22 protein-coding genes are annotated in these 22,990 nt (G+C 73.0%); 7 read left to right on the top strand and 15 right to left on the bottom strand.

Features of this window, described 5'->3' with window-relative positions; genetic code table 11:
* The first annotated feature begins 123 nt into the window (after positions 1-123).
* Together LN251_RS39710 and LN251_RS39705 are read left to right on the top strand one after the other, a co-directional pair.
* Positions 124-981 carry an aldo/keto reductase gene (locus tag LN251_RS39710; protein ID WP_458249000.1) on the top strand — a complete coding sequence of 286 codons (858 nt, stop codon included), beginning with the start codon at positions 124-126 and terminating at the stop codon, positions 979-981.
* A 29-nt stretch (positions 982-1,010) separates the two neighbouring features.
* Positions 1,011-2,780: an ABC transporter ATP-binding protein gene (locus LN251_RS39705; RefSeq protein ID WP_458248999.1), complete on the top strand. Its 1,770-nt coding sequence runs from the start codon at positions 1,011-1,013 to the stop codon at positions 2,778-2,780.
* Between the two features lie 21 nt (positions 2,781-2,801).
* Here LN251_RS39705 and LN251_RS39700 read toward each other — a convergent pair whose 3' ends face one another.
* A complete protein-coding gene (locus LN251_RS39700; protein ID WP_458248998.1) occupies positions 2,802-3,140 on the bottom strand; it encodes a hypothetical protein in 339 nt (112 codons plus the stop codon).
* 170 nt (positions 3,141-3,310) lie between these two features.
* Between LN251_RS39700 and LN251_RS39695 the strand changes: the two genes are divergently transcribed.
* Complete coding sequence (locus tag LN251_RS39695) at positions 3,311-3,562, top strand: DUF5133 domain-containing protein (protein ID WP_458248997.1); 252 nt, start codon at positions 3,311-3,313, stop codon at positions 3,560-3,562.
* Between the two features lie 15 nt (positions 3,563-3,577).
* Here the strand turns inward: LN251_RS39695 and LN251_RS39690 are convergent, their stop codons facing one another.
* Positions 3,578-4,546: a GlxA family transcriptional regulator gene (locus LN251_RS39690; protein ID WP_458248996.1), complete on the bottom strand. Its 969-nt coding sequence runs from the start codon at positions 4,544-4,546 to the stop codon at positions 3,578-3,580.
* 178 nt (positions 4,547-4,724) lie between these two features.
* On the opposite strand from LN251_RS39690, the gene LN251_RS39685 reads away from it, so the two are divergent.
* Both LN251_RS39685 and LN251_RS39680 read left to right on the top strand, forming a co-directional pair.
* A complete protein-coding gene (locus tag LN251_RS39685; RefSeq protein WP_458248995.1) occupies positions 4,725-5,174 on the top strand; it encodes a DUF2269 family protein in 450 nt (149 codons plus the stop codon).
* Positions 5,175-5,299: 125 nt separating this feature from the next.
* Complete coding sequence (locus tag LN251_RS39680; RefSeq protein WP_249836352.1) at positions 5,300-5,515, top strand: hypothetical protein; 216 nt, start codon at positions 5,300-5,302, stop codon at positions 5,513-5,515.
* A gap of 7 nt (positions 5,516-5,522) precedes the next feature.
* Here the strand turns inward: LN251_RS39680 and tgmB are convergent, their stop codons facing one another.
* The 3 genes from tgmB to LN251_RS39665 form a co-directional block, all read right to left on the bottom strand.
* Complete coding sequence (gene tgmB, locus LN251_RS39675; RefSeq protein ID WP_458248994.1) at positions 5,523-6,506, bottom strand: ATP-grasp ribosomal peptide maturase; 984 nt, start codon at positions 6,504-6,506, stop codon at positions 5,523-5,525.
* A 17-nt stretch (positions 6,507-6,523) separates the two neighbouring features.
* A complete protein-coding gene (tgmA, locus tag LN251_RS39670; RefSeq protein ID WP_058921277.1) occupies positions 6,524-6,715 on the bottom strand; it encodes a putative ATP-grasp-modified RiPP in 192 nt (63 codons plus the stop codon).
* 84 nt (positions 6,716-6,799) lie between these two features.
* Entirely contained in the window at positions 6,800-7,135 is a 336-nt protein-coding gene (locus LN251_RS39665) for a DUF1232 domain-containing protein (RefSeq protein ID WP_458248993.1), read from the bottom strand.
* A 560-nt stretch (positions 7,136-7,695) separates the two neighbouring features.
* Here LN251_RS39665 and LN251_RS39660 point away from each other — a divergent pair.
* Entirely contained in the window at positions 7,696-8,337 is a 642-nt protein-coding gene (locus tag LN251_RS39660; RefSeq protein ID WP_458248992.1) for a hypothetical protein, read from the top strand.
* Positions 8,338-8,375: 38 nt separating this feature from the next.
* On the opposite strand, the gene LN251_RS39655 is transcribed toward LN251_RS39660, so the two are convergent.
* The 4 genes from LN251_RS39655 to LN251_RS39640 all read right to left on the bottom strand — a co-directional run bounded on the left by LN251_RS39655 (position 8,376) and on the right by LN251_RS39640 (position 13,329).
* On the bottom strand, positions 8,376-10,481 hold the full coding sequence (locus LN251_RS39655; RefSeq protein ID WP_458248991.1) for a xanthine dehydrogenase family protein molybdopterin-binding subunit: 2,106 nt from the start codon (positions 10,479-10,481) through the stop codon (positions 8,376-8,378).
* A 23-nt stretch (positions 10,482-10,504) separates the two neighbouring features.
* Positions 10,505-11,497 (bottom strand): FAD binding domain-containing protein, encoded by a 993-nt coding sequence (locus LN251_RS39650; RefSeq protein ID WP_458248990.1) that lies wholly within the window; start codon positions 11,495-11,497, stop codon positions 10,505-10,507.
* Positions 11,494-12,060 (bottom strand): (2Fe-2S)-binding protein, encoded by a 567-nt coding sequence (locus LN251_RS39645; protein WP_458248989.1) that lies wholly within the window; start codon positions 12,058-12,060, stop codon positions 11,494-11,496. The genes LN251_RS39650 and LN251_RS39645 overlap by 4 nt, the downstream gene beginning before the upstream one ends.
* 93 nt (positions 12,061-12,153) lie before the next feature.
* Positions 12,154-13,329: a hypothetical protein gene (locus tag LN251_RS39640; RefSeq protein WP_458248988.1), complete on the bottom strand. Its 1,176-nt coding sequence runs from the start codon at positions 13,327-13,329 to the stop codon at positions 12,154-12,156.
* Between the two features lie 782 nt (positions 13,330-14,111).
* Here LN251_RS39640 and LN251_RS39635 point away from each other — a divergent pair.
* Positions 14,112-14,786, top strand: coding sequence for a hypothetical protein (locus tag LN251_RS39635; RefSeq protein ID WP_458248987.1), 675 nt, complete (start codon positions 14,112-14,114; stop codon positions 14,784-14,786).
* Here LN251_RS39635 and LN251_RS39630 read toward each other — a convergent pair.
* From LN251_RS39630 to LN251_RS39605, 6 genes are all read right to left on the bottom strand, one after another.
* Positions 14,687-15,181, bottom strand: coding sequence for a lamin tail domain-containing protein (locus LN251_RS39630; protein WP_385237184.1), 495 nt, complete (start codon positions 15,179-15,181; stop codon positions 14,687-14,689). The genes LN251_RS39635 and LN251_RS39630 overlap by 100 nt on opposite strands.
* A 112-nt stretch (positions 15,182-15,293) precedes the next feature.
* Positions 15,294-16,259 carry a DUF1152 domain-containing protein gene (locus tag LN251_RS39625; protein ID WP_458248986.1) on the bottom strand — a complete coding sequence of 322 codons (966 nt, stop codon included), beginning with the start codon at positions 16,257-16,259 and terminating at the stop codon, positions 15,294-15,296.
* 28 nt (positions 16,260-16,287) lie between these two features.
* The gene (locus LN251_RS39620; RefSeq protein WP_458248985.1) at positions 16,288-17,448 is read right to left on the bottom strand and encodes an FAD-dependent monooxygenase; all 1,161 of its coding nucleotides are present in this window, start codon (positions 17,446-17,448) and stop codon (positions 16,288-16,290) included.
* Positions 17,449-17,622: 174 nt separating this feature from the next.
* Entirely contained in the window at positions 17,623-18,987 is a 1,365-nt protein-coding gene (locus tag LN251_RS39615; RefSeq protein ID WP_458248984.1) for an FAD-dependent oxidoreductase, read from the bottom strand.
* 138 nt (positions 18,988-19,125) lie between these two features.
* The gene (locus LN251_RS39610; RefSeq protein ID WP_458248983.1) at positions 19,126-19,971 is read right to left on the bottom strand and encodes a chitosanase; all 846 of its coding nucleotides are present in this window, start codon (positions 19,969-19,971) and stop codon (positions 19,126-19,128) included.
* A 154-nt stretch (positions 19,972-20,125) separates the two neighbouring features.
* On the bottom strand, positions 20,126-22,918 hold the full coding sequence (locus LN251_RS39605; RefSeq protein WP_458248982.1) for a SpoIIE family protein phosphatase: 2,793 nt from the start codon (positions 22,916-22,918) through the stop codon (positions 20,126-20,128).
* Positions 22,919-22,990 lie beyond the last annotated feature (72 nt).

Raw genomic sequence — 22,990 nt, 5'->3', positions numbered from 1 at the left:
CTGATTCAGTGCCCGGGCTGCTGAATCCGTTCTCGTTCCTCTATTGGACCTCTGACCCGCGGGCGGTCCAGGCTGGAGGAGTTCCGGTACCCCCCACGCCCAGGCGAAAGAGGTCACGACCACATGCACACCCGCCGCATCGGGGACGTAGAAGTCAGCGCGATCGGGCTGGGCGCGATGCCCATGTCGATCGAGGGCCGGCCGGACGAGGCGCGCTCCCTCGCCACCCTCCACGCCGCCCTGGACGCCGGTGTCACCCTGATCGACACCGCGGACGCCTACCACCGCGACGCCCACGAGGTCGGCCACAACGAGACCCTGATCGCCAAGGCCCTCACCTCCCACGACCGGGGCAAGGACGTCCTGGTCGCCACCAAGGGCGGCCATCTGCGGCCCGGCGACGGCAGTTGGACCCTCGACGGCAGCCCGCGGTACCTCAAGGAGGCCTGCGAGGCGTCCCTGCGCCGGCTGGGCGTCGAGGCCATCGGGCTCTACCAGTTCCACCGCCCCGACCCGAGGGTGCCCTACGCCGAGTCCGTCGGCGCGATCCGCGACCTGCTGGACGAGGGCAAGATCCGCATGGCGGGCATCTCCAACGCCGACCCCCAGCAGATCAGGCAGGCCCAGGAGATCCTCGGCGGGCGGCTGGTCTCCGTACAGAACCAGTTCTCCCCGGCGTTCCGCTCCAGCGAGCCCGAGCTGGACCTGTGCGACGAGCTCGGCATCGCCTTCCTGCCCTGGAGCCCGCTCGGCGGCATCTCCCGGGCGAGTGAACTGGGCTCCGCGTACGCGCCGTTCGCCCGCGTCGCCGACGCGCACGGGGTGAGCCCGCAGCGCGTGTGCCTGGCGTGGATGCTCGCCAAGTCGCCGGTCGTCGTGCCCATCCCGGGCGCCAGCCGCCCGGAGACGATCCTCGACTCCCTCGCCGCCGCCGACCTGGAACTGAGCTCGGAGGAACTCGCCCGGCTCGACGCCGTCTGACACCCCGTCACCCCGGAGGACCCCCGCCGATGGCGTCGTCGTCGGAAAGACCCCTCGACCACCGCTACCGCGACGAACGCCCCGTCCGCACCCTCGGCTACCTCTTCCGCGCCGACCGCCGCCGTCTGTGGGCGGCGCTCGGCGTGTTCACCGTCAAACACAGCCCCGTCTGGCTGCTGCCCCTGATCACGGCGTCCATCATCGACACGGTCGTCCAGCACCAGCCGATCGAACACCTCCTGCTCAGCACCGGGATCATCCTGTTCATCCTGGTGATCAACTATCCGCTGCACGTCCTCTACGTCCGCCTGCTGTACGGCAGCGTCCGCCGCATGGGCACCGCGCTGCGCTCGGCGCTGTGCACCCGTATGCAGCAGCTGTCCATCGGCTACCACTCCCGCGTCAGCGCCGGCGTGCTGCAGGCCAAGGTCGTCCGGGACGTCGAGACGGTCGAGCAGATGGTGCAGCAGACCGCCGAGACGGGACTCGGTGCCCTCACGGTCCTGACCGGCGGACTGGTCATCATCGCCGTGCGCACACCGGAGTTCGTCCCCGTCTTCGTGGTCGTCGTCCCGGCCGCCGCGCTCGTGGTGGCCCGGCTGCGGGCCCGCCTGCGCACCCACAACGAGCGCTTCCGGCACGAGGTCGAGACCCTCTCCTCCCGGGTCTCGGAGATGACCCGCCTCATCCCGGTCACCCGCGCCCACGGTCTGGAGGGCAAGGCGCTGCACCGCATGGACGGCATCCTGAGCAGGCTCCTGACCTCCGGGATGCGCCTGGACCTCGTCAACGGCCGCTTCGGCTCGCTGGCCTGGGTCGTCCTCAACGTGGTCGGCGTGCTCGTCCTCGCGGGCGCCGCGCTGGTGTCGTACTACGACGTCTGGGGCGTCACCCCGGGCGACGTCGTGATGCTCAGCGCCTTCCTCACCACGCTCACCAACTCCACGACGACGCTGGCGGGCCTGGCCCCCGTCATCACCAAGGGCCTGGAGTCGGTGCGTTCGGTCGGCGAGGTGCTGCAGGCGCCCGAACTGGAGGACAACGAGGGCAGGGCGGAGGTGACGGCGGTGCGCGGTGCCGTCGTCTTCGAGAACGTCTCGCACGCCTACGAGGAAGGCGAGCGGCCCGCCGTACGGGACTTCGGCCTGTCCGTCCGGCCGGGCGAGACCGTCGCCCTGGTCGGCGCGTCCGGGGCCGGCAAGTCCACCGTGCTCAACCTCGTCATCGGCTTCATCCGGCCGACCACCGGCCGGCTCCTGCTCGACGGCACCGACATGAACACCCTCGACCTGCGCACCTACCGGCGCTTCGTGTCGGTCGTACCGCAGGAGTCGATCCTCTTCGACGGCACGATCCGCCAGAACGTCGCCTACGGCATGGACGACGCCGACGAACAGAGCGTGCGCGCGGCGCTGCGCGACGCCAACGCGCTGGAGTTCGTCGACCGCCTGCCGCAGGGCCTCGACACCCTCGTCGGGGAACGCGGGGCCCGGCTGTCGGGCGGTCAGCGCCAGCGCCTCGCCATCGCCCGGGCCCTGATCCGCGATCCGCGGGTGCTGATCCTGGACGAGGCGACCTCGGCGCTGGACACCCGCTCGGAAGCCCTGGTCCAGCAGGCGCTGGTCCGGCTGCTGCGCGGCCGGACCACGTTCGTGGTGGCGCACCGGCTGTCCACGGTGCGCGGCGCGGACCGGATCGTCGTGATGGGTGAGGGCCGCATCCTGGAGACCGGGACGCACGAGGAACTCCTGCGCCGGGGCGGGGCGTACACGCGGCTGCACGGCGGTCAGGTCGCCTGACCCGCGGCGGCGCCGCCCGTCTCAGGCGGCGCTGCTGCGCGGCACCCGGTGCGGGCAGACCGCGTCGTGGGCGGTGCCCAGGCTCGTCCACCAGCGTTCGCAGCACGCCGCCTCCAGCTTCTCGCGGACGATCTCGTCGGCGGCCGACCGCGCTGGCCGGCCCCGCCCGTCGGCGGCCGTGCGCAGTTCGCCGATGAGCGTCTCCCGTACGACCGCGATCACCGGTACCACGGTCGCGGCGGCGCACAGGAACACGGCCCACAGCGGACCGCCGCCGCGGTACTCGAGGGCCGTGGTGCAGGCGAGCCCGCCGCCGGTGGCGAGGTACAGAGCGCAGAGGAGGCGGCCGGATCCGTCCATGATGGTCACCCTTCGTGCCGAGAGTGTTGCTCTGCGTACAACGACCCAGGGAGGCCGGGGAATCGGATCGAGGGCGATATTGCGTCAATTGTGATGCGAGTGACGGTGGATGGGATTGAGGCCGCTCTGCCCGGGAACACGAGGCGAAAACCGAGAGAAGGGGCGTTTTCGTGCTCAGTGCGGACCCGAAGGCCGTCAGATCGCTGCTCACCCGCTACGCGTCGCTGCGCATCGCGCAGGCCGAACGCAGCACACCGCGTACGACGAAGGAACTGGCGGACGTCAGCCGCAGGCTGTGCGCCATGACCGGGGCCACGGACGTGCGGGACGCGATCGAGCGGGCCGACGCCCTGCTGAGCGCGGCGCGCCGGACGGGGACGAAGACCGCCTGCGGCGACGACTGCGTCTCGCGGGCCGCCTGACGGAGCCCGGCCGCCTCAGGACCGTACGCCCGCGAGGGCCGCGCGCCCGTGGAACGCGGCGCGGTACGCCTGCGGAGTGGTGCCGACCACCCGCCGGAACCGCTCACGGAACGCCGTCGGTGAGCCGAACCCCGCCTGCTGCGCGATCCGTTCGATCGGACGGTCGCTGTTCTCCAGCAGGTACTGGGCCCGCCGCACCCGGGCCCGCAACAGCCACTGCAGCGGCGTCGTGCCCGTCTGCTCCCGGAAGCGCCGGCTGAAGGTGCGCTCGCTCATGCCGCAACGCGCCGCCATCGCGCCCAGGGTGATCTCGCCCGCGAGGTGGTCCTCGATCCACTCCAGGACCGGCTCCAGGGTCGAGCCGCGCGGCACCGGCGGCTGCTCGTGGACGATGAACTGGGCCTGCCCGCCCTCCCGTTCGAGGGGCATCACACACCTGCGGGCCGCGTCCGCGGCCACCGCCGAGCCGAGGTCCCGGCGGATCATGTGCAGGCACAGGTCCAGTGCCGCCGCGGCGCCGGCCGAGGTGAGGATCTGGCCGTTGTCGACATAGAGCACGTCCGGCTCGACCTTCACCTCGGGGTGGAGGCGCGCGAGATCGCCGGCCGCCATCCAGTGCGTGGTGGCCCGCAGGCCGTCCAGCAGGCCCGCCTCCGCCAGCACGAACGCGCCGGCGCACACCGACGCGACGCGGGTGCCCGCGGCTGCCGCCCGGCGCAGTGCCGCCAGCACCGGCTCGGGTGTCGGCCCGGCTCCCGGCGCCCGGCCCGGCACGATGATCGTGTCGGCCTCCGCCAGCGCCTCCAGCCCGCGGTCCACCCGCAGCACCAGACCGTCCCCGAGCACCTCCGGCGACTGGGCGCACACCCGCACCCGGTAGGGGCGGCGGCCGTCCGGCAGCCGGGCCCAGTCGAAGACCTGCATAGGGGCCGCCAGGTCGAACGGCACCACCTGGTCGAGTGCGAGGATCGCGACGGAGTGCATGGAGGCCACCCTAGGCGGATTCCCGCCGCGGCCTTGACCTGGGCACCGACTGGAAACCACTGGCGACGGTCTTGGCGAGAACCCGTTGGAAGCTGTCGATTCAGCCTCTGTGGTGCGGACCTGAAGATCCTTAGCGTGAGCGCGGACCCGGCCCCCGCACTCCTTCGAAAGGCCCCCGATGACCAAGCTGCTGCTCACCCTCCATGTCCTGGCCGCCATCGTGGCCGTGGGGCCGGTGGCCGTCGCCGCGAGCATGTTCCCGCCTGCGGCCCGCCGGGCCGACGGGGAGGCGGTGCACACGGTCCGGCTGCTGCACCGCATCTGCCGGGTCTACTCCGGCATCGCGGTCGCCGTGCCCGCGCTCGGGCTCGCCACCGCGGCCGCGATGGGCGTCCTGGGCAGCGGATGGCTCATGGCGTCCCTCACCCTGACCGCCGTCGCGGCCGGCCTGCTGATCGCCTTCGTGCTGCCCCGCCAGGACGAACTCCTCGCGGAACTGGACGCGGGGCGGCCCGTCGAGCGGCCGGTCACCGTGCGACTGGCCATGTTCACCGGGGTGTTCAACCTGATGTGGGCCGCCGTGACCGTGCTGATGATCGTCCGCCCGGGCTCCACCACGGGAGCCTGACCGCCGGCCCGGCCCGAGGGCCGTGGTCGGGTGCTCCGGGGATTTCACACCGTGGTCTGCCGTGGCGCTTACACTCGACAACTGTGCCCATACCTATGGGCCGGCATACGAAAGGCGCGTCGAGGGTGTTTCAGGATTCCCCCATCTACGACCGGCTCGTCGCCGAACGCGGCGACATCCCCCTTCAGACCCGCAGGGAGGCCGAGCGCGTCAGCCGCGAACTGGAGTACGCGATGCGGCCGTTGTCGTCCTTCGGCGCGGGACTGACGCCCGAGCGGCCCGCCTCGCCGGGTGCGGGATGGCAGCGGACGGCGCTGCTGCCCGGCTCGCTGCCCCACTGACCACCCGTCAACACACCGATGCGTCGGCGTCGTCGACCCGGTCGCCCGACTCCGGGCCGGGCCGGGCGAGCCACTCCGCGACGGTACGGGCGATCGGCTGGCCCGTCTCCACCTCGACGAAGCCGAACTGTCCCGACTGGTTGCACTCCAGGAACCACCACGTCCCGTCGGCGTCCTCGGCGAAGTCGAACGCTCCGTAGGCCAGTTGCGCCCGGTTGAGGTAGGAGCGGACGGCGTCCGCGACGCGCGGCGGCACCTCGGTGGCCCGCCACGGCACGTCCCCCGGCGTGAAGCGCACGTCCACCGCGTCCGGGTCGCCGTCCGCGGGCGTCTCCTTGCGGGCCGCCAGCATCCGCCCGCCCACCACCGTCAGCCGGATGTCCGCCCGTTTGGCGACGCGCCGCTGCAGCAGGGTGGGCCCGAAGGCGACGGCGGAGAAGTCCGTGTCCGGTGCCACCCTGCTGGTCGGCACCGCCCGGGGCGGATCCTGCGGGTGCGCTCCGGAGACCGGCTTGACCACCAGGTCCGGGAAGCGCTCCGCGAACTCCCGCGCGGCCTGCGGGAACGTCGTGATCAAAGTGGCCGGCACGGGCAGCCCGCAGTCCTGGGCCAGCCGCAGCTGCCACGGCTTGTGGCGGGCCTGCCGGGCCGCGTCCGGATGGTTCATCCAACGGGCCCCGCTGCCGCGGAGCATGCCGTACAGCGCCTGTGCGGACTCCTCGGTCAGCCAGCCGGAGGACTGCGGAGCACGCGCGGCCGGGGCGCCGGGCCTGCGCACCCAGATGGAGCGCAGGCCGGCGATGCTCACCAGCCGGCCCGCGGACTGCAGGTGTCCGCGGAAGGCCCCGTGCACATATTCGCCCGACAGCGCGACACCGCCCGGGAGGTCCGCCGGGTCCAGGCGGACCACCGGGACCCCGGACGCGTGGAGGTGCACCACCACCATGTCGGCGGTCACATCCTCTTCACAGGTCAGGATCAGGACGGTCATCGTGGGCGGTTCCGCGTTCAGTCGTCGAAGTGAGTCTTGGAACCGGCCGTCGAGGTCGTGGTCCCCAGTTCCCTCAACAGAGCGAGGTCGCTCGCGGCGACCCGGCCGTCCATGAGCACGTTCAACTGCAGCGCGCCGTCGTAGGCGTACGGAGTCGTGGCCTCCAACTCCACCGCCGGACGTGCGTAGTTGAGCGCGAACGGTTGCATCGTGTCTCCCTCGTCGGTGCTGCGCCGACCGGGCCGTCCCCCCTCCGGGACGGCGCCGGTCCGCCGACTGCCTTGCCCTTCCAGTCACTTATACGAATCGAACGGGTGATTGGTTTCCTTACTCTGCGTAGTCAAGGGGGATTTGTGGCCATAGATCCCGCGAAGTGGCGCACGCAGATGATGCAGGGCGAGGAGAAGGACGCCGATGTCGTCCAGATAGACGGGGTCGGGCAACAGGTCGACGGGCAGGACGAAGTAGAGGACGGCTCCCCAGAAAACCCAGCGCGGCCCGGTCGGCAGGCCCGCTCTGCTCAGATCGCGCCGCGTCCGCACCAGGCGGACCAGCACGGCGACGGCCGCCGCGAGCACGAGTGCCGCGACGACCGCGGCGATGACGATCACGGTCGTGGTCGTATCCACGGATCTTCCTCCGTCCGGCGCGCCGAGCGGCCCGCCACTGGACGGATTCCCGTATCCGGCCTTCGTACGTCCTGCCGCCCTACCCGTGGCACCGCGCGGCCGCACCCCCGGGTCACCCGAGTGACACGGTGCGGTGGTGACGGGTGGTAGTTGCACGTAGCGCCCTCTCTCACATGGAGCAGCGCACATGAGCATCCGCTCGTCGTCCCCCGAACCCAACGGCACCTCCATAGCCGCCCCCCACAGCGACCCGGTCGGCGCTCTGGTGCACGCCGCGGTCGCCGACCGGCCACTGAAGGAGGTCGCCCATCTGATCACCCTCCTGGAGCAGTCCCCGCAGGCCACGGTCGACGCCCTGCGCGCGGTCGGCACCGACCGCTCCGTGGAGGACGTCACCCGCCTGGTCGCCCTCCTGACCCGGCCGCCACGCGATCCCGACAGCGCCGACGAGGCGATCCGCGCCGCCGCCGGGTCCCGCCCGGTGGAGGAGGTGACCCGGCTGATGGCGGTGCTGCACCGCACGCCGGTCCAACCCCCACTGCGGGCAGGAGGCGGCACGCGTGGCCGCCACCGCGCGGCCGGTGGAGGAACTGGTCGAACTCTTCGGCCGCCTGAGCCAGGAACGCGACGCGCAGGCCGCCCTGCCCGAGGCGGAACCGCGGGACGCGCCGGAAGCCGACACGGACGGCGCGCCGCCCGGCCCCGATCCCGAGATACCGGACACGCCCCATGAGAGCGGGACACCGCGCCGGTTCACCCGCACACCGCCCCGGCCCGCCGCGCGCCACGCCTGGCCGGCCTTCGCCGCCGCCACCGCGCTCCTGCTGTGCGCGATGCTCTGGTTCCCCGTCCACCGCGACGACGTGACACCGCGCACGTACGGCATCGCGCTCGGCGTTTCCGCCCTGTGCGCGGTGGTCGCCGCACTGCTGATCCTGCGGCCCAGGTTCGCCGTGCTCGCGGTGGCCGTCGTGGTGCCGGCGGTGCTGGCCGCGGGCCAGCTGTACGAAGGACGCTTCCGCTCGGACCAGTTGTCCCGGGCGCTCGGCCTCACGCTCGCGCCGAGCTGGGTCGTCGGCCTGGCCGCCGTCTGCGCCTGCCTGACGGCCCTCATGGCGCTGGGCGTACGGCCGGCCTCCTCCCAGTCGCCGCTGCTCGATGCCGCGGTGCGGCCGCTGGAGCCGGTCCGCCGGGCGGAGTGAGCGCGCCGGGGCGACTGCGACCGCGCCGGACCGGCTGACTACGGTCGGCCCGACGCGGCCGCGCGCAGCACCCGGTCCGGTGTGAGCGGCAGTTCGCGCAGCCGCACGCCCGTGGCGTGATGGACGGCGTTGCCGATGGCGGCGGCCGTTCCGACGATGCCGATCTCCCCGATGCCCTTGCTCCCCATGGGGTTGAGGTGGGGATCGTCCTCGTCGATCCAGTGCGCCTCGATGTCGGGCACGTCGGCGTGCGCGGGCACGTGGTACGACGCCAGGTCGGACTCGGCGAAGTCGCCGAAGGCCGCGTCCACGGTGCTGCCCTCGGTCAGCGCCATGCCCAGGCCCATCGTCATGCCGCCGACGAACTGGGAGCGCGCGGTACGGGCGTTGAGGATGTGCCCGGCGGCGTACACCCCGAGCAGCCGGCTCACCCGGACCTCGCCCGTCACGGTGTCGACGGCCACCTCGGCGAAGTGCGCCCCGAAGGCGTGCCGGGCCCAGCGGCTCTCCGCGTCGGCCCGTCCCGCGGTGTCGGCGCGCGCCTCCAGGCCCTCGGCGGGCAGTGGCCCGGCCTGCTCGCGCAGGTCCGCCGCCAGCCGGGCACACGCGTCGTGCACCGCCCAGCCCCAGGAGGCCGTGCCGGACGAGCCGCCGGCCAGGGAGGCCGGGGGCAGCTCGCTGCTGCCGACCTCGGTGCGGACCCGTTCGAGTCCCACGCCGAGGGCGTCGGCCGCGACCTGTGCGAGCATGGTGCGCGAACCGGTGCCGATGTCGGTGGCGTTGATCCGCACCAGGAACGTCCCGTCGGGCAGCGCCCGTGCCGTAGCCGTTGACGGCTGCATGAGGACCGGGTAGACGGCGGCGGCCACGCCCGTGCCGAGGAGCAGCGGACCCGCGCGGCGTGAGCGCGGGCGCGGGTCGCGGCGCGCCCAGTCGAAGCGGCGGGCGCCCTCGCGCAGGCACTCGACGAGATGCCTGCTGCTGAACGGCTTGCCGCTGTCGGGCTCCGTCTCCGGCTCGTTGACGATTCTCAACTCCACCGGGTCCATGCCGAGTTCGCAGGCCAGCTCGTCCATCGCGGACTCCAGCGCGTACATCCCGGGGGCCTCGCCCGGCGCCCGCATCCACGACGGCGTGGGCACGTCCAGGGGCGCCACGCGGTGCAGGGTGCGGCTGCCCGGCGCGGCGTACATGATCCGTGCGGGCACGGCCGCCTGCTCGACGAACTCCTTGATCCGGGAGGTGTGGGTGGTGACCTCGTGGATCAGGGAGGTGAGCCTGCCGTCGGCGCGCGCGCCGAGGTGCAGCCGGTGCAGCGTGGGTGCCCGGTGCCCGACCACGGCCGGCAGGTACCGGCGCGGCAGCGCCACGGTGACCGGGCGGCCGGTCCGCCGTGCCGCCATCGCGGCGAGCACCACGTCGGGGCGCGGAGTGCCCTTGGAGCCGAAACCGCCGCCCACGTGCTCGGCGACGACGGTGACCCGCTCCTCGGGAAGGTCGAAGAGGGCGGCCAGCGTGGCACGGACGGCGTTCGAGCCCTGGCTGGAGGTGTGCACGGTCAGCCGGTCCCCGTCCCACAGGGCGGTGCTCGTGTGCGGCTCCATGGGGTGGTTGTGCAGCGGCGGCACCCGGTAGCGGACGTCGACGCGGACGGCCGAGGAGCCGAACGCGCCCTCAGGGTCGCCGTGTTCGCGGCTCGCCGGGTAGCCGCCGTTGGCCTTCTCGGGGACGTAGACGCCGGGATGCGTCTCGCTGAGCGTGACGTCGTGGTCCTGGGTGTCGTACGAGACCCGGACCGCGGCGGCGCCGGCCCGGGCCGCCTCCAGGGTCTCGGCCACCACGAGGGCCACGAACCAGCCGTGGTGCGGCACCCGCGGGTTCTGCAGCACCGCGAGCACCGGATCGTCCGGTTCGGTCAGGCGGGGCGCGTTCTCGTGGGTGAGGACGGTCAGGACGCCCGGCTGTTCCAGGGCGGCGGCGGTGTCGACGGCGGTCACCGTGCCCCGCGCGATCGCGGCCGGCACCGGCCAGGCGTGGGCGCGGCCGGGGTGGACGTGTTCGGCGGCGTAGCGGGCGGTGCCGGTGACCTTCTCCCGGCCTTCCCGGCGCTCGGCCGGTGCGCCCACGGCGGCGGTGCGGACCATGAGGTCTCCTCGGATACCGGTGTTCAGGACCTGGCGGGCTCGGCGAGCCGGCCCAGGACGTCCAGGGCGAGCGAACGGGCGAGCGGCACCTTGTAGGCGTTGTCCCGCAGCGGCCGGGCGGCGGACAGTTCGAGGTCGACGGCGTGTTCGAAGGCGGCCACGGTGGGCGCCGCGCCGACCAGCGCCTCCTCGGCCGTGCGGGCCCGCCAGGGCCGGTGGGCCAGCGCCCCGAACGCGATCCCGGCCCGGGCGACGACGCCGTCCGCCACGTCCAGCACCGCGGCCACGGAGGCCAGGGCGAAGGCGTACGAGGCCCGGTCGCGTGCCTTGCGGTACAGGGACGGCAGCCCGGCCGTGGACCCCGGCAGCAGCACCCCGGTGATCAGCTCACCGGGGCGGATCTCGGTGTCCCGCTCGGGACGGTCGCCGGGCAGCCGGTGGAAGTCGGCGGCGGACACGTCCCGCGCGCCCTCGGGACCGTACAGCTCGACCCGCGCGTCGAGCGCGGCCAGCGCGACGGCCATGTCCGACGGGTGGGTGGCGATGCAGGCCTCGGAGTGCCCGAGGACCGCGTGGTCGCGGTGGACGCCGTCCCGCGCGCCGCAGCCGCTGCCCGGCTCGCGCTTGTTGCACGGCTTGGTCACGTCCTGGAAGTAGGGGCAGCGGGTGCGCTGCAGCAGGTTGCCGCCCGTGGTGGCGGCGTTGCGCAGCTGCCCGGAGGCGCCCGCGAGCAGGGCCTGGGACAGGGCGGGGTACCGGTCGCGGACGACAGGGTGGGCGGCGAGGTCGCTGTTGCGGACGAGGGCTCCCACGCGCAGCGAGCCGTCGGACAGGTCCTCCACCGTGTCCAGGGGGAGGCGGCCGACGTCGACGAGGGCGGCGGGCCGTTCGACGCCGAGCTTCATCAGGTCGACGAGGTTGGTGCCGCCGCCGAGGTAGCGGGCGCCGGGCAGGGAGGCGAACGCGGCGGTGGCCTCCTCGACGCTGGAGGGCCGTACGTAGGCGAAGGACTTCACGGGATCACGTCCTCGACGGCGTCGACGATCCGTGGATAGGCGCCGCAGCGGCACAGGTTGCCGCTGAGTCGCTCGCGGATCTCCTCCCGGCCGAGGGGGACGGGCTCGCCGGAGGGGGTGCCGGGGTCGGTGACGCGGGACGGGTGCCCGGCCTCGGCCTCGGCGAGCATGCCGACGGCGGAGCACAGCTGCCCGGGGGTGCAGTACCCGCACTGGAAGGCGTCGCGGTCGAGGAAGGCCCGCTGCAGCGGGTGCGGCTCCTCCCCGTCGTCGGCGAGCCCCTCGACGGTCGTGACGTCGCGGTCGTCCAGGGTCACGGCGAGCAGCAGGCAGCCGTTGACGCGGCGGCCGTCCACCAGGACGGTGCAGGCGCCGCACTGGCCGTGGTCGCAGCCCTTCTTGGCGCCGAACAGGCCGAGGTCCTCGCGCAGCACGTCCAGCAGGACGCGCCGGTGGTCGACGGTGAGGGTGTGCGGTTTGCCGTTGACCCGCAGCGTGACGGGGGACCGGTGGGGACCGCTGGTGGTGCCCTGTCCAGCCCGGAGGCTGTGGTTGCTGCCCATGGCGAGGGACCTTCCGGGACGCGCTCGGATGCCGTCCAGACCGCGTATCCAGCCTGCGCCGGCTGACACGTGCGTCCCGGGAGGCGACGCGGGTCAGCCGTCCGTGGGCCGGGGCCGCTCGTCCGTGCCGTCCCCGGCCGGTTCCCCGGCCTCGCGGTCGCCGCCGGCCGCGGGCCGCAGTGCCCTGGCCGAGAACTTCAGGCGCTCGAAGGTCCGGGTGAGCTGCTGCAGGGGGGAGCCGGCCGGCGGGGTCGCGGGAGGCTGCGGCTGTGCGGGGATCTCGACACCGGCCTCCCGGTAGACGGCCAGCGCCTCGTGCGCGCGCTCGGCGGCCTCGCGGTACAGGTCCCGCGACTTCGTCATGGCCTCCAGGGCCTCCGCGTACATGGCGACGAGCCTGCGCTCGTGGTCGAGCTGCTCCTCCAGCGTCATCAGCCGCCACTCGTCGCGCAGATCGGCGACGGCCTGTTCCGCGTCCTGCGGCAGCGGCTGGGGCAGCGCGGCGTAACGGATCAGCGCGTCGGCGAGCTCGTCCGGGCGCGAGCCGTCGAGGAAGACGGTACGGATCGAGAAGTCGTCCGCCTCGAACCCCTCGGGCGCGGGGTCCGGCGGCAGCACGACGGCACCGCCGCGCGGGACCTGCACACCGAACTCGCGCAGTGCGCGGTTGACGATGCGTAGTTGCTCCGGTGCGGCGCGGTGCTCCAGGACGCGGTGACGCAGAGAGGGCGGCAGGAAGGGGGCGATCGGACGCCGGCCGCGCTCGTCCGGTGTCATCGCCTCGTGCACGACGAAGTTGACGCTCCAGCCGCCGCGCACCGAGCTCCTCAGCAGCCGCCGGATCTCCTTGTCGTCGTCCGCCGGCAGATGAGCGGCCTCGCGGAACCGCCGTCCGGTGCCGGGCTCGTGGTCCCAGGCGACGTCCGGATCGTCGGGCCAGAACATCGTGGCGGGCGAGGGCCAGCCCTGGTCCCAGGCGGTTTCCGCCTCCGCCGCCAGCACCCAGTCGCGCCCGTCCTCGGCGGGCGGGGCAAGCGTCAGCCGGGCGCGCACGGTCACCGTCCCGGCGACCTTCCAGCGTGCCTCGAAGACCTGTCGCGCGTCGCCGTCGGCCTGGGGCACCTCCATGTGGTCGTCGAGGACCTCGTCGCTCTTGAGCCGCTGGAGGGTGCGGCGTACGACGTCTGCCGCGTCGGGGCCGGTGTGCCGGCCACGGGCCAGCCACAGGGTGGTCGAGGGAGTGGGGCGTGCGGTCGGGGAAGTGCGCATGAGTCCATCTGAGGGCGGGGGCATGTGCGGACACCAGTATCTCTGCGCCGCTCGGCCGAGATCATGCGGGGTCGGGCACTCGGGACGCGGGCCACGCACTCGGGGTGCGCGCGGTCCACGTCAGGCACCGGTGCTTCACACGTCCCCCGGCGGCACCGGCCCGGCCACAATGGCGCCGCGAACAGGACCCGCCCACCATCCGCTTAGGGGCGGGTCCTGTTCCGCACGCGCCGCCATCCCGACACGCCGCCGCGAGATCGCGAGCGTGGCCGCCCTGGCCGTGCGCAGCAGACTGCCGCCTCCGGCGCACCGCGGCCGTACGCCCTGCTCGGCTCGGCCGCGTGCCACTTCGCGCTGTTCGCCTGCTGCTGCAGGCGGCCGCGGCCGTCGTCGACCGGATCATGAACCTGACCTGGGCCTCGACGCACGGCGCGCGAGTGGGACATGTTCCTGTCGGGATTCACCGGCCGCGGAGTGCCGCTGAGCGTGGTCGCGGTCGCGCAGCGGGTGCTGCCCCTGCTGTGGACGGTCGCCTTCTTCGCGCTCGTCCACGACCGCGGGCGTACCGACGCCGGCCGCGCCGCCCTGCGGGGGTGGTTCGACGACCCGGAGTTCGTGCCCGTCGAGTACCGGGCACGTCTTCGGTGCCTGGCCCTCGCCGGACTCGCTCAGCCAGGGACTCGTCGGCGCCGCCATGCTCGGCACCGCCCCCGGCGCTGTTCACGGTCCACCGGGCCCGCCTGTGGCAGGAGGCGCGAACCCTGCTGTGTCGGCCGGCGGTCGTGCTGGTCGGCCTGTTCGGAGTGAGCGTGCTGCACGCCGGCGACCTCTCCATCGCCAAGGGCGGTTCCCTCGTCCCCGTCCTGTTCAGCCTGGGCCGGCTGCTGACGACGGGACTCCTGGCGGTCGCCGCCGTCGCCCTGCTCGCGTGGCAGCACCTGGTCGCCGCGACGCCGCTGCCCGCGCGGACCGCGCCGCTGCCCGGCTGGTCGAAGCCGGCGCTCGCCGTGCTCGGCTCGTCCTGGCTGGGCATCGGGGCGGGCCTGCTGACCCGCCCCGGCCTCTGGTCCGGCTTCGTCCCCTGGAGCACGAACCGCCTCGACGCCCAGGCCCTCGGCGTGTGGGCTCTCGCCCTCGGCGTCGGGGTGCTGGGCGCCCTGGCGGAGGACGACCTCGACCGCACCCGCCCGGCCCTGCTCGCCCCCGGGGACCGGGGCCGCCCTGACGCTCGTACCGGCCTGCCGGGCCACGGGCGTCGACTGGTCCTCCGGTCCCGCGGCAGCGCTCGTCCGCAGGGTCGCCGGGCTGCTGTTCACCGGCGCGAGCGGGCGGGTGCTGCTCGCCCGCTCCTTCGCCCTCACCCGTGGAACGTGATGTACCCGTTGCCGTCGCCGTCGTTGCCGCTCTTGGTGTACGCGTGCGAGTCGGCGCCGCTGCCCGAGGGCTTGTACACGTAGATCGTGTCCTTGTCGTTGTTCCACATGAAGTTGCAGTTGTTGCGGTACACGACGTTGCGCGCGTCCGAGTCGGTGCCCCTGCCGCCCCGGAGCTTCACGTAGTCGCCGGGCTGGAGGTAGTGGTTGCGGGTGAACGTGAACTTGTTGCCCGCCTTGTCCTTGACCACGTACCCCTTGAGGTTCACGGTCGTGCGGGACGAGTAGTTCTTCAGCGTCAGGTACTCCTCGTCCGTGTTGCCGGTGGAGCAGCTGTTGGAGTCCCGGCCCGGCGCGTCGTACTGGACGCCCTTGATCTTCAGCGCGGACTGGTACTCGGTGGCGTGCGCCGGGACGGCGGCCAGAACGGCGAGCGTGCCCGCGGCGGTGGCGGTCGCGGCGACAAGACGTATACGCATGGAGAAGTTCCCCCCTGTGTGCATGTTTCGTGAAGAATCTGGAGCGTATGCGACGGGGGCGAATTGTGTGGCCGGTTCATCGAAATCGCGTCGTCCGGTTGCCCGGTCGTGCTCAGTGGGGATATGCCCGCGGTGGCCGCTGACGCGCCAGTCCGTCGCGGAACTCCGCGACGGCGGTGCTGATCTGACGCATCAGCGCGGTGTCCTCCAGCCGGTCGAGATAGAGGTTGCGGCGGGCCAGGGCGACGGCGTCCGCACAGAAGTACAGGGACATCAGCGGATTGATGAACAGCTCGCTGTCCTTGGTCCGTTGCGTGAAGCGGACGTCGCCGAAGTCGCCGCGCACCGCGGCCGCGACGGAGCCGTTGACGATGCTCGGGTGATCGGGCGTGGCGCGCTGGGCGTGGGCCACCGCGTCGAGGTAGAGCGCTCCTTCGCGACTCTCACGAGGCAGGGAGAACGCGCCGAGATAGCCGCCGTCGCGGTCCAGCGCGGCCAGGTTCTCCAGCACCAGGGAGTGGTTGACGCCGTGGTGGGCGTCCACCCCGAACCCCAGGCAGGCCACGAGCCGTTGGGGTATCTCGTTCATGCCGTGCACGGCGGCCAGGCTCGCCATGTCCTCTTCCGGCGTGCCCAGTCCGTGCTCGTCGCCCCGCATCAGGATGTCGGTTCCGCCGTCCACCAGCACCACGGCGTCCACTCCGCCCAGGTGTTCCACGAGCGCGCGGTAGGCGGCGCGCAACGGCTGCACGCCCGTCTGCGGGAACGCGTACACCGTGGCCGGCAGCCCCTGCTCGTCGAGCCAGCGCGCGAGGGTGCGCTCCGGGAAGTAGTCGCCGCGCGCCGGGGTGTCGGGCCGCACGGCCGCCACGTCCGCCTCCAGCCACACGTCCAGGTCGAGGCCGTACAGGTCGGCGAAGGAGAGGTTGGCCAGATGGACCTCCTTGCCCGCCGACCGCAGTGCGAGGGCCAGCGGCAGCCCGGCGTACACGTCGAATCCGCCGCCCGCGCCGGCGACGAGGACCCGCCGCGCCTCGCGCAGACGAGTGAAGAAGGGGGGTTCCGTGAGGGTGAACACCCGGGGACGGTAACAGGCTGAGGGGGTTTCAGGGCCGTGCGCTCAGGTCGGCCGTCCAGTCCAGCAGATGCGCGAGTTCCTCCTCGCCGGGGCGTGAGGGCGCGGCGCCGCGGCCGGCCGGGGACGGGGAGTTCACCCCTCGGGAGATGTTGCCGCTGACGGTGATGTTGTGCTCCACCCGCGGCCGGCGCAGGTCCTCGTAGCGGGCGAGGGCCGCGTCCGTGCCGGGGAGGTCGCGCAGGGACTTTGCGAGGACCACCGCGTCCTCCAGCGCCATGGACGCGCCCTGGCCGGTGGCCGGGGAGGCCGCGTGCGCGGCGTCGCCGACGAGCAGCACGCGGCCCGAGCGCCAGGGACTGCCGGACGGGATCTCGGTCGCCTGGGTGACCAGGACGCCGTCGCCGGTGGCCGCGACGATGTCGGCCGCGGGGGTGTCGTCCTTGCGCAGCAGCGGAAGGAGGGACTCGCGCCATCCGGCGCAGGTGCCGTCGCCGATCTCCCCGGCGGGCAGCGGGGCGCCGCTCACGCGCGCGAACCAGTACGTCTCGCCCTCCGGTGAGACCGCGAAGCCGAAGGCCGCCGCGCTGCCGCGGACCATCGTGATGCGGGCGTCCCCGTCGGGCAGTCCCGCCACGCTCGTGCGGCCGTAGTAGACCTGCTGGCCCGCGTAGCGCGGCCGGACGGCGGGCGCGATCGCCGCGCGGACGGCCGAGTTCAGGCCGTCGGCGCCGATCAGTAGGTCGCCGCTCGCCGAAGTGCCGTCGGCGAAGCGGGCGGTGACGCCGTTGGTGTCCTCCTCGACGGAGACCAGTCGTGCGCCGTGCCGGACGGTGACGCCGCGGCGCACCGCCTCCGCCTGCAGCGCCGAGCCGAGGTCGCCGCGGCGCAGGCAGCGGTAGCGCAGGAGCGGGTCGGCCGCCTCGCCGAGCGGCACCTGCGCCACCTGTGTGCCGGCGTCGTCCAGGACCCTCATCGAGGTCAGCGGGAAGCCGAGGGCGGTCACCGCGGCGGAGGCGTCCAGCGCCGCCAGTGCGCGCATTCCGTTGCTCGCCAGGGTCAGGAAGGCGCCCAGGTCCTCGGCCGAGTCCGGGTGCGCCTCGTACACCCGGGCGTCCAGCCCCGCCCTGTGCAGTGCCAGAGCCGTCGCCGCGCCCGCGATCCCGCCACCGATGACCAGCACCCGAGCCACGCCCACCCCCGTGTGTCGGTACGGCCCCCGTGGTCGTACGCGCACCGGTAAGAACGCTCCCTCGGCGGCGGAGGTTCCGCGGACGCCGGCGAACGGGCCGGTTCACACACCGGACACGCCGAAGCCGGTGGGGTCACGCCGTTCGTCCGCGTGACCCCACCGGCTTCCGTGATGTCAGGCGCCGCTCTCGCGGAGCATGTCCTCGCGCTCGACGATCTTCACGCGCTCGCGGCCCTGCGGCTCGCCCAGCGCCTTCTCGGCGGCGTCCAGCTTGTACCAGCCCTCCCAGGTGGTGAAACGGACGTTCCGGTCGGCGAGGAACGCCTCCACGGCCGCCGGCTCCGGCGCGGCGGGGGTCTGCAGACGCCCGCCCGCGTAGTCGGCCAGCAGGTTGGCCACCGTTTCGTTGGCGTCGCCCTTGGTGTGGCCGATCAGGCCCACCGGACCGCGGCGGATCCAGCCGGTGACGTACGTCGACTGCAGGTGCTCGCCGGACTCCTGGACGACCCGGCCGCCCTGGTCGGGGACCGTGCCCGAGTCGATGTCCCAGGGCAGCTTGGGGAGCTTGTCGGACAGGTAGCCGACCGCGCGGTAGACGGCGGTGACGTCCCAGTCCTTGAACTCGCCGGTGCCCTTGACGTTGCCCGTGCCGTCCAGGGCGGTGCGCTCGGTGCGCAGCCCGACGACCTTGCCGTCCTCGCCGAGGACCTCGACGGGCGACTCGAAGAAGTGCAGGAACAGCTTGTGCGGGCGGTCGCCGACATCGCGGATCGCCCAGTTCTCCAGGGTCTTGGCGACCATGTCGGCCTGCTTGTTGCCGCGCCGGGTCTCGATCGAGCCCGCGTCGTAGTCGATGTCCTCGGGGTCGACGACGACCTCGATGGTGGGGGAGTGGTCCAGCTCGCGCAGCTCCATCGGCGAGAACTTCGCCTGCGCCGGGCCGCGGCGGCCGAACACATGGATCTCCAGCGCCTTGTTGGCCTTCAGGCCCTCATGGACGTTCGGGGGGATCTCCGTCGGCAGCAGCTCGTCGGCCGTCTTGGCGAGGATGCGGGCCACGTCGAGGGCGACGTTGCCGACGCCGAGCACGGCGACCTTCTCGGCCTCCAGGGGCCAGGTGCGCGGCACGTCCGGGTGGCCGTCGTACCACGACACGAAGTCGGCGGCGCCGTAGGAGCCGTCGAGGTCGATGCCGGGGATGCGCAGCTCGCGGTCGGCGGTCGCGCCCGTGGAGAAGATCACGGCGTCGTAGAAGGCGCGCAGGTCGTCGAGGCTGATGTCGTTCGGGTAGTCGACGTTGCCGAACAGCCGGACCTGCGGCTTGTCGAGCACCTGGTGCAGGGCCGTGACGATGCCCTTGATGCGGGGGTGGTCGGGGGCGACGCCGTAGCGGATCAGCCCGAACGGCGCGGGCATGCGCTCGAAGAGGTCGATGGACACACCGGGCTCGGCGGCCACGTCGGACTTGAGCAACGCGTCGGCGGCGTAGATCCCGGCGGGGCCGGCACCGACGATGGCTACCCGCAGGGGGCGGGGCATGATCAGGTTCCCTTCGAGCGGCGAAAAAGATCGACTCGAACAGGAAGCCTAAGCTAAGGCAAGCCTAAGTCGGTACGCGGGTCCGGTCTATGGGCTCATAAGCCGGGCTTATGAGCCCACAGAGTCCCTCCGGCGGTGTCAGCCGATGTGGTAGCTGTCGCCGTAGACCTTCCAGTCCAGCGGCGTGTTCAGGCACAGGTTGCCCTTGCGCAGGAAGGCACGCTGCTCGGTGTCGACCCGCGTGGTGTCGCTGTGGGCCTCCTCCTGCTTCATCGCCCACACCCGGGCGTCCAGGAAGGCGTTGAGCCACGCCGTCTCGTCGCCGCCCTGCGTCGGCGGCTTCGCCTTGTTCAGGGCGCGCTTGCGTATGTTGCGGAAGCTGGTCGGGTCGTCGCCGTCGCCGTGCATGACGATGGCGTCGTAGTACGCGAACTGCCCCAGCGTGCCGATCCCGTCCGCCTTGCCCTGCTTGACGGCCGGGTTGAAGTACACCCGGTCCCGCTCGTCGTTCTGCGCCTGCTGGAACGCGCTGTCCTGGGCCGCCTTGCGCCAGTCCTTGGGGAAGTTCGGGTCGAGGCCGTCGTGGGAGTCGGAGCCGTTCACGTCGCGCAGGGCGGGCAGGTACTTGGCCAGGACGTTGCCGGGCTTGCGGTCGGTGTAGAGCTGGACGAGGTCGAGCATGTCGCCGGTGCCCGAGCAGAAGCCGATGATGCCGGCGGTGTAGCCGCGCCCGTCGCCGATGTCCTCGATGTACTTGTACTGCGCCTTCCAGTCGAGCGAGGAGTTCTCCGCGCTCGACACCAGCTGCATGGCGATCTCCTTCTTGGCGGGGTCGTCCAGCCCCACGCAGCCCGCGGCCGCCGGGGCCGCCGAGGCGTGGGAGGGGCGCAGCAGCAGCGGGGTCGCGGCCAGGGAGGCGCCGAACAGGGCGAGGAGCGTACGGCGCGAGGTGTGGACGGCGGTGCCGTCGGAAGCGTCTGTCACGGGTGCTCCAAGGGGGAGTGGGGGGTGGGGAGTTGGCCGTGCTTCACTCTGATAGGAAGGTTTCCTATCAGAACCTGGTCGCGAGTGACACCCACTGCGGAGAAGTTCGCGGGAAACGGGGGGAACTTCGTAGGGAACGACGAAGCCCGTCCCGTCAGGGCAGCGGCTGCTCGGCCCAGATGACCTTGCCCGCCGGCGTGTACCGCGTGCCCCAGCGCTCGGCGAGCTGGGCCACCAGGAACAGCCCCCGGCCGCCCTCGTCCGTCATCGCCGCGTACCGCAGGTGCGGCGAGGTGCTGCTGCCGTCGAAGACCTCGCAGATCAGGGTGCGGTCGAACAGCACGCGCACGTGGATGGGATCGGCGCCGTAGCGGATCGCGTTGGTCACCAGCTCGCTCAGGATGAGTTCGGAGCTGAACCCCAGCTCCTCCAGCCCCCACAGCTCCAGCTGCCGGGTCAGCGCGGCCCGCACCCCGGCGACGGCCGCCGGTTCCCCTGGTACGTCCCACTCGGCGACGCGGTCGGCGGGCAGGGCCCGGGTCCGGGCGACGATCAGTGCGACGTCGTCGCTCGGCCTGGACGGCAGCAGCGCCTCGAGCACGGACCGGCAGGTCTCCTCCGGCGACTTGCCCGCCCGCTCCAGAGCGTCCCTCAGCAGGTCCAGTCCCTCGTCGATGTCCCGGTCCCGGTCCTCGACCAGCCCGTCGGTGTACAGCACGAGCCGGCTGCCCTCCTCCAGCTCCAGCTCGGCCGTCTCGAACGGCAGACCGCTCAGCCCGAGCGGCGGACCGGCGGGCACGTCGGGGAACGTGACACTGCCGTCCGGCCGGACCAGGGCCGGCGGCGGGTGGCCCGCTCGGGCGACGGTGCAGGTCCGGGCCACCGGGTCGTAGATCGCGTACAGACAGGTCGCGCCGGTGACCGGGGCGCTGCCGTCGTGGGCCGCCTCGTCCTGGTCTATGCGGGCGACCAGCTCGTCCAGGAGCGCGATCAGTTCGTCGGGCGGCAGGTCCAGCGCGGAGAAGTTGTGCACCGCCGTGCGCAGCCGGCCCATCGTGGCCGCGGCGTGCAGCCCGTGCCCCACGACATCGCCCACCACGAGCGCGACCCGCGCGCCCGACAGCGGCAGCACGTCGAACCAGTCGCCGCCCACCCCGGCCTGCGCGGGCAGATACCGGTAGGCGATGTCCAGCGCCGACTGCTCGGGCAGCCGGCGCGGGAGCAGACTGCGCTGCAGCGTCACGGCCATGCTGTGCTCGCGCGTGTAGCGGCGCGCGTTGTCGATGGAGACCGCGGCGCGGGCCACCAGCTCCTCGGCGAGGGCCAGCTCCTCGAGGTCGAACGGCTTGGGCTTCTCCGAGCGCCAGAAGCTGACCACACCCAGCACCAGTGCCCCGGCGCGCAGCGGCACCGTGATCAGCGAGTGGATGCCGTACTCCACGACCTGCGCCGTCCGCTCGAGGTCCTGAGCGTGCCAGCCCGGCGCCAGGTCGAGGTCCGGTTCCAGCACGGGCTGCTCGGAGCGCAGGCTGCGGGCCTGCGGCGAGGTCTCGACGAACCTGATCTGCCGGCCCACCGGATACAGCGGCGCGTCCTCGCGGATCCCGCTCACCGCGGTACGGCGCAGCGGCGTCACCGCCTCCGGCTGGCCGCCGCCGAGCACCGCGTCGAACAGGTCGACCGTCGCGAAGTCCGCGAACCGGGGCACGGCCAGCGCCGCGAGCTCCTGCGCGGTGCGGGTGACGTCCAGACTGGTGCCGATGCCCACACCGGCGTCGTACAGCATCTCCAGGCGCTCACGGGCCGCCTCCGCCCGGCCGGACAGGGCGCGCAGCTCGGTGGAGTCGCGCAGGGTGGCGACACTGCCCGGCGGCCCGCCCTCGACGTCGGTGGGGCGCTGGTTGACCGCCAGCAGGCGGTCCTTGACCAGGTGCACCTCGTCCGTCGCGACACGGCCGGAGGCCAGCAGGTCGGCGGTGTCCGCGGGCAGGCCCAGCTCCAGGACGTGCCGGCCCTCGGCGTCCTCCGGCAGGTCGAGCAGCCGGTGCGCCTCGTCGTTGGCGAGCAGCAGCCGTCCCTCGCCCGTGGCGATGAGCACGCCCTCGCGCACGGCGTGCAGCACGGCGTCGTGGTGTTCGTACATCCGGGTCATCTCGTGCGGCCCGAGCCCGTGCGTCTGCCGCAGCAGACGTCTGCTCACCAGCGCCGTGCCGCCCGTGGCCAGCGCGAGGCCCACGGCCGCGGCCAGCAGGACGAGCGGCAGCTGCCGGTTGGCGGCGCCGCCGATGTTGTGGGTGGTGACGCCGGCCGACACCAGGCCCACGACCTTGCCGTCGGGCGCGGTGATCGGCACCACCGCCTGGTCCAGCCGTCCGATCGTGCCGTTGATCTCCTCGACCACGGTCTTGCCGGCCAGCGCGGGCCCGATGGTGCCCACGAACTTCTTGCCGATCCGGTTCGGCTTGGGGTGCGTGTAGCGGATGCCGTCCGTGTTCATGACGACGATGAAGTCGACACCGGTCGCCTTGCGGGCCGCCTCCGCCCGCGGCTGAAGGATCGCCGTGGGCCGGGGGCTGCTCAGTGCCTCGCGGGTGCCCGGCGCGTTGGCGAACGCCTGGGCGACCGCGACCGACCGTCTGCGGGCCTCCTGGGTGCTGTCGTGCCGTACCTGCAGGTACAGCGAGACCACCGCGGCGACCACCAGCAGCAGCACGATCACGACCTGCAGGACGAACACCTGCCCGGCCACGCTCCGCCCGGTCAGCGCCGAGCGCAGTCTGCCAATTCGCCGCGGCTCCTCGGGGTCGGTGCGCCCGCCCGGGTGGAGGGCCGCGCCGCGGGTCCGCCGTCTGTGCGTCGTGCGGGCATGGTCGGCCACGTGCCGGGCACGGGGACCGCCGGGACGCCGGGTGGACCGGGTCCCGGAGCGGTCCGGAAGTCGGACCATGTGCCCATGTCTACACTGCCGGGCCCCAGGAGGCGAGAGGCGTCACAGACGGTGACAAAGCCTCGTTCGGGC

It is taken from the genome of Streptomyces sp. MAI_2237, from assembly GCF_054189285.1.
Note: the sequence above shows the minus strand (reverse complement) of the source record. Positions and strands in the feature narration are given on the sequence as shown.

What these genes read in the sequence shown, in the direction of transcription:
- LN251_RS39710 (WP_458249000.1), top strand. Translation starts at nt 124, where the DNA reads ATGCACACCCGCCGCATCGGGGACGTAGAAGTCAGCGCGATCGGGCTG.
- LN251_RS39705 (WP_458248999.1), top strand. Translation starts at nt 1,011, where the DNA reads ATGGCGTCGTCGTCGGAAAGACCCCTCGACCACCGCTACCGCGACGAA.
- LN251_RS39700 (WP_458248998.1), bottom strand. Translation starts at nt 3,140, where the DNA reads ATGGACGGATCCGGCCGCCTCCTCTGCGCTCTGTACCTCGCCACCGGC.
- LN251_RS39690 (WP_458248996.1), bottom strand. Translation starts at nt 4,546, where the DNA reads ATGCACTCCGTCGCGATCCTCGCACTCGACCAGGTGGTGCCGTTCGAC.
- LN251_RS39685 (WP_458248995.1), top strand. Translation starts at nt 4,725, where the DNA reads ATGACCAAGCTGCTGCTCACCCTCCATGTCCTGGCCGCCATCGTGGCC.
- tgmB (WP_458248994.1), bottom strand. Translation starts at nt 6,506, where the DNA reads ATGACCGTCCTGATCCTGACCTGTGAAGAGGATGTGACCGCCGACATG.
- tgmA (WP_058921277.1), bottom strand. Translation starts at nt 6,715, where the DNA reads ATGCAACCGTTCGCGCTCAACTACGCACGTCCGGCGGTGGAGTTGGAG.
- LN251_RS39655 (WP_458248991.1), bottom strand. Translation starts at nt 10,481, where the DNA reads ATGGTCCGCACCGCCGCCGTGGGCGCACCGGCCGAGCGCCGGGAAGGC.
- LN251_RS39645 (WP_458248989.1), bottom strand. Translation starts at nt 12,060, where the DNA reads ATGGGCAGCAACCACAGCCTCCGGGCTGGACAGGGCACCACCAGCGGT.
- LN251_RS39640 (WP_458248988.1), bottom strand. Translation starts at nt 13,329, where the DNA reads ATGCGCACTTCCCCGACCGCACGCCCCACTCCCTCGACCACCCTGTGG.
- LN251_RS39630 (WP_385237184.1), bottom strand. Translation starts at nt 15,181, where the DNA reads ATGCGTATACGTCTTGTCGCCGCGACCGCCACCGCCGCGGGCACGCTC.
- LN251_RS39615 (WP_458248984.1), bottom strand. Translation starts at nt 18,987, where the DNA reads ATGCCCCGCCCCCTGCGGGTAGCCATCGTCGGTGCCGGCCCCGCCGGG.
- LN251_RS39605 (WP_458248982.1), bottom strand. Translation starts at nt 22,918, where the DNA reads ATGGTCCGACTTCCGGACCGCTCCGGGACCCGGTCCACCCGGCGTCCC.